This window comes from Aquimarina agarivorans (assembly GCF_000218485.1).
Lineage (GTDB): Bacteria > Bacteroidota > Bacteroidia > Flavobacteriales > Flavobacteriaceae > Aquimarina > Aquimarina agarivorans.
Genome location: NZ_AFPB01000056.1, coordinates 1 through 9699, shown reverse-complemented (window position 1 = coordinate 9699; position 9699 = coordinate 1). Strand labels below are relative to the sequence as shown.

Here is a 9699-nt window from a genome sequence, read left to right as displayed (position 1 = left end):
AAAATAATTAGCTGCGGATTTTAGGAAATAATTATTGATTCGATTGATATAGTTAAAATTCACTCTGTAAATAGCCTAATTGTTTAAACCATGTTGAAACCAAGTTATTCTCCCAGCCTATATTATGTTAGAATAAAGAAACCTAGAACAAAACAACCCGTTGTTTTACAACGGGTTGTTAGTTTAAGTACTCAAGGCGGGAATCGAACCCGCACGTCTTGCGACATTGGATTTTGAATCCAACGTGTCTACCAATTCCACCACTTGAGCTTTTCAGTTTGCAAATTTATAAAAAGTTTTCATTCTAAAAATAAAAATAAGCACTAATATTAATTTATTTCTGAAATAAATCGCTAAATTTGCAGGCTTAAATACAATAATTGTGTTTAACCCACTGAAAACGAATTTGCCACATGTCTAATAACATTCTAGAAGCTAAGTTTTTTGCTTGTAAACAAAGTCAAGAACTTGCTCAAAAAATTGTAAGTGCTTACGGTACTACTTTAGGAAATGTAATTACATCTACTTACAGTGATGGTGAATATCAACCTTCATTTGAAGAATCAGTTCGTGGGAGGCGCATCTTTTTAATAGGATCAACCAATCCAAGTGCGGATCATTTGATGGAACTGTTATTAATGTTAGATGCTGCCAAAAGAGCTTCTGCCAGGCATGTAACAGCCGTTATCCCTTACTACGGATGGGCTAGGCAAGATCGTAAAGACAAGTCCAGAGTACCCATTGCCGCTAAGCTGATTGCAAAAATGCTAGAAACCGCAGGTGCAACACGTATCGTTACTATGGATTTACACGCGGCTCAAATTCAAGGATTTTTTGAAAAGCCAGTGGATCACCTTTTTGCTTCAACTGTATTTTTACCTTATTTAAAATCTTTAAATATTGACAATTTAACAGTTGCTTCTCCTGACATGGGAGGCTCAAAAAGAGCATACGCCTACGCTAAAGCAATGGAAAGCGATGTAGTTATTTGCTACAAACAACGCGAAAAAGCCAATGTAATTTCGCACATGGAACTTATTGGCGATGTTACGGGTAAAAACGTAGTATTAGTTGATGACATGGTGGACACCGCAGGAACATTGACTAAAGCTGCCGATTTAATGATTGAACGCGGAGCACTTTCGGTAAGAGCCGTGTGTACGCATCCTGTTTTATCAGGTGATGCCTACAATCGTTTAGAAAAATCAAAATTGACCGAACTTATTGTAACAGACACTATTCCGTTAAGGCAGGAATGTTCAAAAATTAGAGTAGTTAGCTGTGCTGAACTTTTTGCTGATGTACTTAAAAGTATTAACGAGTACAAATCAATAAGTTCAAAATTTTTAATGTAAGTAAATAATTTAATCTTAATATATTTAAAATGAAATCGTTAACAATCAATGCATCTCAAAGAGAAAGCTTAGGGAAAAAAGCAACAAAAGCCCTACGTAATGCTGGAAGTGTACCTTGTGTAGTTTATGGTGGCGACACTGTTACACATTTTACTGCTCCAGAAAATTCGTTCAGTAAACTAGTGTATACACCAGACGTTCACACGGTGGTAATTGCATTAGATAACGGAACAAAAATAAATGCTATCCTTCAGGATATCCAATTTCACCCTGTAACTGATAAAATTTTGCACATTGATTTTGTTCAAATTTTTGATGACAAAGCCATCACTATGGAAATCCCTGTACGTACCACAGGAAAATCCCCTGGTGTAGCAAATGGAGGTAACTTAAAGTTTAACGCTCGTCGTTTAAAAGTAAAAGGATTGCCTGCTAATTTACCTGATGTAATTGAAGCTGATATTTCTGAACTTAAAATTGGTAACAAATTATACGTTACTCAATTAAATTCTGAAGGTTTTGAATTTTTACACGCAGACAATACAGTTGTATGCCAAGTTAAAAACTCTCGTAATGCTATTGCTGATGAGGAAGAAGGAGCTGATGAAGCTGCTCCAGCTGAAGCTGCTGCAGAATAATTTTTTATTCAAAAATAAAACAGAAAGCATCCTAATTTTAGGGTGCTTTTTTATTTATGTAAATTTTTATTTTTAACTACGGTACCGTTATCGACATTAAATTACTCATTTATAAATGGTTCTTTTATGTTTGATACTTAAAAATTAAAATTAGATTTAAGCCACTCAAAGCACTATTTTTAGTGAATAATTCTATAGCTATACAACACAATTTCATTATTACAGAAAAAAATATTTTCCTTTAATAAACACAGCACCATGAAAAAGTTTTTAATCGTTGGACTAGGAAATATAGGTCCTAAATATACAGATACACGTCATAATATTGGTTTTAAAATTTTAGACACTTTTGCCAAGGAAGAACAAGCCACTTTTGAAACTGAAAAATTGGGCGATGTATGTCAACTTAAAGTTAAAGGAAAAGCCGTGTTTTTACTTAAACCAAACACTTTCATGAATTTGAGCGGAAAAGCCATCAAATACTGGATGGAAAAAGAAAATATTCAACTGGAAAACTTACTAGTAATTACTGACGATATTAATTTGGATTTTGGAACATTTCGATTAAAAGCAAAAGGCAGTGCAGGTGGTCATAATGGGCTAAAGGACACTCAGGACAAACTTAATACGAGTACTTACCCCCGCTTCCGATTTGGTGTAGGCAATCAATTTAGTAAAGGCCGGCAAGTTGATTATGTTTTAGGAATATGGACCTTGGATGAACAAAAAGAATTAACTTTTAGGATCAATGACGCCTGCAATGCAATTAGAAGTTTTGTTATTGCTGGCTTAGCCCAAACCATGAATAATTTTAACGGAAAACCTGAAAAATAAGCCCGCCTAAAAAAATCTCCCCACTATTTTGACACCAAATGCTACTTACAAAATTTCTTATTTCCCCCTCATAAATTGGTCATTTGTATAAAGATTTCAGTAATTTTACATAAAATTTTTCGCTTTTGAAAAAACACGAAAACGCTTGTACATATAATAATACAATTAAGAGTGCGGTAACTATTGGCACCTTTGACGGCGTACATATTGGGCATAAAAAAATTATTGAGCGCCTAAATTCAGCCGCTAAAGAAAATAATTTAGAATCCATTATTCTAACATTTTTTCCTCATCCGCGTATGGTACTTCAAAAAGATGCCGACATTAAGTTGATAAACACAATGGATGAGCGGTCGGAAATTTTGGAACAAAGTGGATTAAACCACTTAGTCATCCATCCATTTAGTGAAGAATTTTCGCAATTAAGTGCCGAAGAATATGTTGAACAAATGCTTGTAAAGTATTTAAAAGCAAAAAAAATCATTATAGGCTATGATCACCGTTTTGGAAAAGGAAGAACCGCCAACATCAATGACCTAAAAAACTTTGGAAAGCAATTTGATTTTGAGGTAGAGGAAATATCAAAACAGGAAATTGAAGATGTTGCTGTAAGCTCCACTAAAATTAGAAAGGCGCTCCTTAACGGAGAAATTCAAAAAGCGAACACTTATTTAGGATACAATTTTATGCTTACGGGCAAAATTGAAAAAGGACGACAAATTGGTCGTACCTTGGGATACCCTACTGCAAATATGAAAATTGCAGAAACGTATAAATTAATTCCCAAACAAGGGGTATATATTGTAAGTTCGCTGTTGGAAGGTAAAACCTACTACGGTATGATGAATATTGGCACCAATCCTACCGTTAATGGCATGAAACAAACCATTGAAACTCATTTTTTTGACGCTCAAATCAACCTTTACGACAAAAAACTTAAAATAGAATTGTTGAAAAGAATTAGAGATGAAAAAAAATTCAATTCTGTAGAGGATTTAAAAAATGCCATGTCTGCCGACGAAGATTTTGCCAGAGAATATATTTGCGAAATGCTTTAAAATTTTCAACGAATCTTAAACCTAAAAAATTACAGGCACACTGAATAGCAAAAAGATACTTTTTCAACCATTTGAAAAAAAAATAAAAATGCACGAACGCTTTTTTTCTTCACTTTTTAGAACGGTAGACAATAGTCCTTTAATTATTTTTAGAATTATTTTTGGGGTTCTTATTTGTCTGGAATCATGGGGAGCCATTGCTACAGGTTGGGTCACGCGCACACTAATTGAACCTAAGTTTACTTTTAACTTTATCCATTTGGATTTTCTTCAACCCTTATCTGGCTGGGGAATGTATGCTTATTACATAGCAATGGGCATAGTGGGTTTAGGTATTTTACTAGGGTACCGCTATGTTTTAGCATCAGCCCTGTTTTGTATAATGTGGGGAGCCACTTATTTAATGCAAAAAAGCTCATACAACAATCACTATTATTTGCTCTGGCTACTCAGTGGTATTATGTGTTTTTTGCCTGCAAATAAGGATTTATCGTTAGATGTTCGTTTAGGATACACTACACAAAAAAACGCCATGCCTTATTGGTGCAAGTTTTTAATTATTGCGCAACTGGCAATAGTATACACTTATGCTGCCGTAGCTAAATTGTATCCCGACTGGATAAGCACAAACGTAGCTGCTAATTTAATGGCTGCAAAAGCAAATTATCCTGTAGTCGGTCAACTACTTCAACAAAAATGGACCCACTATGTAATCACTTACATGGGTATTATTTTTGATCTTTTAATAATCCCTGCATTATTGTTTAAACCAACGCGAAAAATTGCATTTGTGCTTGCTATCTTCTTTCATTTATACAATTCTATTGTTTTTCAAATAGGAATCTTCCCTTATCTAGCATTAAGTTTTAGCTTATTTTTCTTTCCTGCAGAAAGAATTCGAGCCTGGTTTTATCCTAAACTAAAAAAACACATAACGCCTAAAATATATAGTACACCAATTCACAAACCTATCCTAATTACACTTGCCGTTTGGCTGATCATTCAAATAGCACTACCGCTACGTCATTGGGCTATAAAAGGTGATGTCCTTTATACGGAAGAGGGACACCGTTTAAGTTGGCGAATGATGTTGCGAAGCAAATCAGGCAGAAACACTTTTTACATACAAAAAGAAACAGAAAAACGCAAGGAAAGAGTAGTAGTATCCAAACACCTCAGTCCAAAACAAATACGATCCATGGGCGGAAAACCCGATATGATTTGGCAATTTGCACAGCATTTAAAAAAAGAATACGCCAAAAAAAATATAGCCATCAAGGTTTTTGTAACCAACCATACTAGTGTAAACCGCAAAACTGCCGTTCAGCTAATTGATCCAAATGTTGATTTAGCTGCTGTTCAATGGAATTATTGGGGCCATAATGATTGGATAAACACTGACTTTAATAAAAAACAATAACTACCAACCATCAATAAACTTAAAAGTGTATTAACTTAACTTTCGTATATTTATAAATAACATTCTAAGGAATATACTGATCCACTAAATCAATCAACAATTCGTTTAATTTTTGCACTTCATACTTCCCAACAGTTGGTGTAATATGAGGATTGCCTACACCACTATCATCAGTTATAAAAACATACGTCCCGTTTGTGAAAATAGCAAAATAACGCATTAAATATTCGGTAGCCTTGTCTATCCCTGAGGCCGATATTGGGATTATTTTAATACCATTTTCAGCTGCTAAAATCAAATTTTCTTCTAAACTTGACATTACCTCTTGGGTGTAATGAGGTGGTGCATCCAATAATAAAAACAATAGTTTGGTTGATGCCTTATCATTCCAAGTATTTTGTGCTATAGCAACATCTAGCGCACTATGTACTGCCTCTGGATAGTTCCCACCCCCGTTTGCAGATTGATCTTTTATAAACGAAACTAAATCAGCTTCATTTGACGTAAAACTCAAATCACGTGTTACATACTGGTCTCCTTCATCCCTATAAAATACGGACCCAAAACGCATTTGTAATGATGAATTCCTTTGCTTAACCCTTTCAATGACGTTACTTACTTCCGCTTTCAAATAGTCTATTTCATCCCCCATTGACCCCGTAGCATCAATGGCAAAATAAATATCAATAATTTTATTATTTACAATCTCTTTATCTAAACTTATTATATTGATACCTGCTTCATATTCCTTTACATCGGTAATATTTTTTTTGGCATCCTCAATAGCTACAGAAGCTGTCACCTCATCAAACGCTACATCTGTCCATAATGTAGCTTTTCCTTTGTTGTCAGTTTTTGTTTTCCAAACTACTACTTGATTTACTAAAAGACTAATTTCAGCATTTGCCACAAATGATTCATTGGCATCAACAATCTGAAAACTATACCTTTTAATTGATTTTAAATTCCATTTTTCTATTCCCTCAAGATATACTTCACTATTTAGCAAAGTTTTCCAAAAATCCCAATTTTCAAGATCATTCCATTGGCCTGCTGTTAAAATTCCAGGCTCAAAATTAGTATTTGAATCCCTACCCCTGCTGTCTACTGAGCCTGGAACAGATGATGTAACACTTATATCCGAAAAAGCTTCTTCACTAACCTCTTTATCTTCATCATTAGCTGAAATAACAACATTTTTAAACAAACTAGTTTTTCCTTTTGCTATTTGGTTACTTTCCTCATTATCATTTACGCTTCCATCTTTTGAGCAACTGCTTATTATTAAAAACACTAACACTAATCCTTTTAATTTACTAATGTATTCCATGTTATTTCATTTTTTGTTCACTATAAAGATGTCAGTAAAATATAAAGGTTGCGTAATTACAACTAATTATTTTTAATTCAACAAACAAATCACCAACCATTTCTTACTAAATAGGTTTGATAACTATAATGTTACTCTCTTTACATACTGTCTACCTTCTAAAAACACTTAACGTACCCGATTTATAATTTACTACGTAAAGTTGATTATTAAAAACCAACATATCAGTAGGCTTTTCAACACCATCAGTTATTTTTTGCAGAAGTTCATTTTCGTGTGACACTACAAATAACCTACTATTCTCAAAATCAGTAATAAAAATTTCTTGGTCAGTAACATGAATTCCTGTAGCTGCATTAATCCCTAAATTTTCGCCCAATACTTTTACAAAACCTCCTGATTTATCAAACACCTGAACTCGATGATTGTAAGCATCAGCTACGTAGATATAATTTGCATTTATATGCACATCTGTAGGATAATTAAATTGCCCCAAATCCGTTCCCTTTTTACCTATTTTTATCCAGTTTTTTCCATTAAAAAAATGTACTGCATTATTGTAAAAATCGGCAATTGCCAATTCATTATTAAACTTGAACACCCCTGCAGGAGCATCTAGCTCAGGTAGATTAGTCAGTTGATCAAGTTTTCCGTTGGCATAGGTTGTAATTTGATCTTTACCATACTCTGGAATCAAAAGTATATCCTTTGATGTAGCTATGTGCATAGGACGTTCAAAATTACTTACTTGATCCAAAATAGTACCATCGGTATCAATTTGCAATAATCGATTATGATCGCCATCAGATACCCAGAGTTTGTTTTGCAACACCGCTATTCCTATAGGACGCACTTGCTCCAATTTATGTTCTTTCAACAGCTCCCAGTCCGACCGTGATTGGTGGCAACTAACAGCTAACATACAAATCAAGCAACCATTAATTAATCGTATCATCTAGTGTGATTTTAAGTTAGGGTTGTTGTAAGAACAACATACAGGTAACGCGTTATAAACTTCTTTTTTTGCCTCCATTGTAGCAGTGTCATGTCCTGAGGTGGCTATTTTTTTTGAAATTTCTCTAATAGAAGTCTCTTTATCATTAAAATCAACCTCAAGTATTTTTGTATCCACATTCCATAACGCTTTGTTTACTCCCTCAATAGTTAGTGCTGCGGTTTCAATACGTGATTTACACATTTGGCAATTCCCTTTGACTTTTAATGATTCTGTAATTAGTTGCGATTTATCCGCTATTTTATTGCCAGGTACACTCAAGTTTTCCTGCTCCCCATTGGATCTGATTATTTTTGCTGTTTTGGGAGTGTACCCTGCTTTTTTTACTTGATCCACCACGGCTTGCATGGTCAATTGTTTTTCCGAAGGATAGGCGAATTTAAAATCACCAGTTTCAATCTTAATTTGCACCTCTTTTATTCCCTTAAATTCCTTAAACTTTTTTTCCAAGCCATAAGCACAAAAAGGACACCCTAAGCCATCTACTTGTATTTCAAATTTATCCATGGTTTGTTGCCCTGTTAGTGTTAAGCATACGCCCAACATAAAAAGCATTGTGATCAATAATTTTTTCATTTTTATATTATTTTTGAAGCGATCAACTAAATAGATGCTTCTGATTAAATTTTAATTTTTCAGAAAGTATAGCGAGTTCCTAAAAAAACACTATACTTTAATTTACGCCCTTCGGCAACATCATTTACCAAAGGTGCTTGCACTGCTACCTCCCAAGTAATGTTTTTTAAGGCATACTGCACGCCCTGCGCATAAAGTAACTGGTACCAATCCCTATTGGTGAGCCAACTATTTGTATATTCAAAATACAAATTGAGTTGTTTGTTTGGGTATTGCGGTTTCAAAAGCGGAAGACCAAAACCTAGCTTTAAGCGCATTTCATTTAAACTTTTGTCCTCCGATAAATTATAACCAATTTCACTTGAAATACCATACTTAAGCGTTTCATAACCCGAAACTAAACCATAGTATCCCTGATACTTTTGGGTACTTAGTCCAATCAAATCAATAGGCTTACCGGTTGGTAGGGTTTGTAATGTTTTTACTACCATTCTAAAAGTTTTTCCTGTACCATCTTTCCTAAAAAATTGGTATTTCCCTTGAATTTGAATATCTGCCAAAGCTGTTTTTTTATCTAAATTTTCAATATCATAACTTACTAAAGGCGTATGTACAGAAACTAACGAATTTGAAGTTGGTAAATAATGGAACATTAAAGGGATATATATACTCGTTCCCCTTTGTGTTGTCCGTATTTCAGTTAGGGTTTTTACCGTAAAACTTTTTCCTCCAAGCATAATTGGTTTATCAGAAGTAATTGGTGGCCCTTGTGCTAATACTGATTGCATTAATAGCACCAGTACTGTACTTAAAAATATTTTCATGATTATCATTTATGAATCCTTATACCATTTCCTGTTTGAACTTACCTCAAAGAAAAATGATGGATCTAGGAATTATACAAGTCAAATAAAATAAACCACTATGGACTTGAAGTCCATAGTTTCCTTTACGACTGAAAGTCATTCTAATATAAAACTTGAACCATCATCATTAGGCTTTCGATGGTGCTCTAAATATTCATTAACCATCTCATCTGTAATATTTACAGTACTCCAACAACCATAACCTATACCCCAGAAATGACGACCCCAATAACGCTTATTTAACTCTGGAAACTCTTGTTGTAATTTCCTAGAACTTCTTCCTTTTAATTTCTTAACCAAATCACTTATCGATAATGAAGGTCGGTATTCAACATGCATATGGACATGGTTCGTTGAGACAACTCCCTTTAGAATATTGACATCCTCTGATTAACAAATCTGTATCAAAATTGTACGACAACGCTGCTTTATATCTCCTTGCAATACTGAATATCTGTATTTTGTGCTCCAAACTAAGTGAACTGTTAACCGACTTACGCTATGACCATTACTTCGTTGATAAGACATTATACGAAGATAAATTTTTAGAAGCTAAAAGCGAAATGCACTAAAGTACATAGTTTTAACTATTTTTAAGACCAATAAA

General features: G+C 34.1%; 9 protein-coding genes, 1 tRNA gene and 1 pseudogene. 5 read left to right on the top strand and 6 right to left on the bottom strand.

What is annotated here, in order from left to right; translation table 11 throughout:
* Positions 1-188 precede the first annotated feature (188 nt).
* Positions 189-270: transfer RNA gene (locus GMC_RS0102145), tRNA-Leu, on the bottom strand.
* A 143-nt stretch (positions 271-413) separates the two neighbouring features.
* On the opposite strand from GMC_RS0102145, the gene GMC_RS0102140 reads away from it, so the two are divergent.
* From GMC_RS0102140 to GMC_RS0102120, 5 genes are all read left to right on the top strand, one after another.
* Positions 414-1355: a ribose-phosphate pyrophosphokinase gene (locus GMC_RS0102140; RefSeq protein WP_010520588.1), complete on the top strand. Its 942-nt coding sequence runs from the start codon at positions 414-416 to the stop codon at positions 1353-1355.
* Positions 1356-1384: 29 nt separating this feature from the next.
* Positions 1385-1993 carry a 50S ribosomal protein L25/general stress protein Ctc gene (locus GMC_RS0102135; RefSeq protein ID WP_010520587.1) on the top strand — a complete coding sequence of 203 codons (609 nt, stop codon included), beginning with the start codon at positions 1385-1387 and terminating at the stop codon, positions 1991-1993.
* Between the two features lie 258 nt (positions 1994-2251).
* Complete coding sequence (gene pth, locus GMC_RS0102130) at positions 2252-2827, top strand: aminoacyl-tRNA hydrolase (RefSeq protein ID WP_010520586.1); 576 nt, start codon at positions 2252-2254, stop codon at positions 2825-2827.
* A gap of 125 nt (positions 2828-2952) precedes the next feature.
* A complete protein-coding gene (locus GMC_RS0102125) occupies positions 2953-3885 on the top strand; it encodes a bifunctional riboflavin kinase/FAD synthetase (RefSeq protein ID WP_010520585.1) in 933 nt (310 codons plus the stop codon).
* 88 nt (positions 3886-3973) lie between these two features.
* Positions 3974-5305 (top strand): HTTM domain-containing protein, encoded by a 1332-nt coding sequence (locus tag GMC_RS0102120; protein ID WP_010520584.1) that lies wholly within the window; start codon positions 3974-3976, stop codon positions 5303-5305.
* Between the two features lie 64 nt (positions 5306-5369).
* Here GMC_RS0102120 and GMC_RS0102115 read toward each other — a convergent pair whose 3' ends face one another.
* The 5 genes and pseudogenes from GMC_RS0102115 to tnpA all read right to left on the bottom strand — a co-directional run bounded on the left by GMC_RS0102115 (position 5370) and on the right by tnpA (position 9620).
* Positions 5370-6635: a vWA domain-containing protein gene (locus tag GMC_RS0102115; protein WP_010520583.1), complete on the bottom strand. Its 1266-nt coding sequence runs from the start codon at positions 6633-6635 to the stop codon at positions 5370-5372.
* Between the two features lie 151 nt (positions 6636-6786).
* On the bottom strand, positions 6787-7590 hold the full coding sequence (locus GMC_RS0102110) for an NHL repeat-containing protein (RefSeq protein ID WP_010520582.1): 804 nt from the start codon (positions 7588-7590) through the stop codon (positions 6787-6789).
* The gene (locus GMC_RS20435) at positions 7591-8226 is read right to left on the bottom strand and encodes a heavy-metal-associated domain-containing protein (RefSeq protein ID WP_010520581.1); all 636 of its coding nucleotides are present in this window, start codon (positions 8224-8226) and stop codon (positions 7591-7593) included.
* Positions 8227-8285: 59 nt separating this feature from the next.
* The gene (locus GMC_RS0102100) at positions 8286-9050 is read right to left on the bottom strand and encodes a hypothetical protein (protein WP_010520580.1); all 765 of its coding nucleotides are present in this window, start codon (positions 9048-9050) and stop codon (positions 8286-8288) included.
* A gap of 138 nt (positions 9051-9188) precedes the next feature.
* Positions 9189-9620, bottom strand: a pseudogene (gene tnpA / locus GMC_RS18725) (IS200/IS605 family transposase).
* Positions 9621-9699 lie beyond the last annotated feature (79 nt).

Bases quoted from the DNA above. Each gene is read 5' to 3' on its own strand.
- GMC_RS0102140 (WP_010520588.1), top strand. From the start codon at position 414: ATGTCTAATAACATTCTAGAAGCTAAGTTTTTTGCTTGTAAACAAAGT.
- GMC_RS0102110 (WP_010520582.1), bottom strand. From the start codon at position 7,590: ATGATACGATTAATTAATGGTTGCTTGATTTGTATGTTAGCTGTTAGT.
- GMC_RS0102115 (WP_010520583.1), bottom strand. From the start codon at position 6,635: ATGGAATACATTAGTAAATTAAAAGGATTAGTGTTAGTGTTTTTAATA.
- GMC_RS0102100 (WP_010520580.1), bottom strand. From the start codon at position 9,050: ATGAAAATATTTTTAAGTACAGTACTGGTGCTATTAATGCAATCAGTA.
- GMC_RS20435 (WP_010520581.1), bottom strand. From the start codon at position 8,226: ATGAAAAAATTATTGATCACAATGCTTTTTATGTTGGGCGTATGCTTA.
- GMC_RS0102135 (WP_010520587.1), top strand. From the start codon at position 1,385: ATGAAATCGTTAACAATCAATGCATCTCAAAGAGAAAGCTTAGGGAAA.
- GMC_RS0102120 (WP_010520584.1), top strand. From the start codon at position 3,974: ATGCACGAACGCTTTTTTTCTTCACTTTTTAGAACGGTAGACAATAGT.
- pth (WP_010520586.1), top strand. From the start codon at position 2,252: ATGAAAAAGTTTTTAATCGTTGGACTAGGAAATATAGGTCCTAAATAT.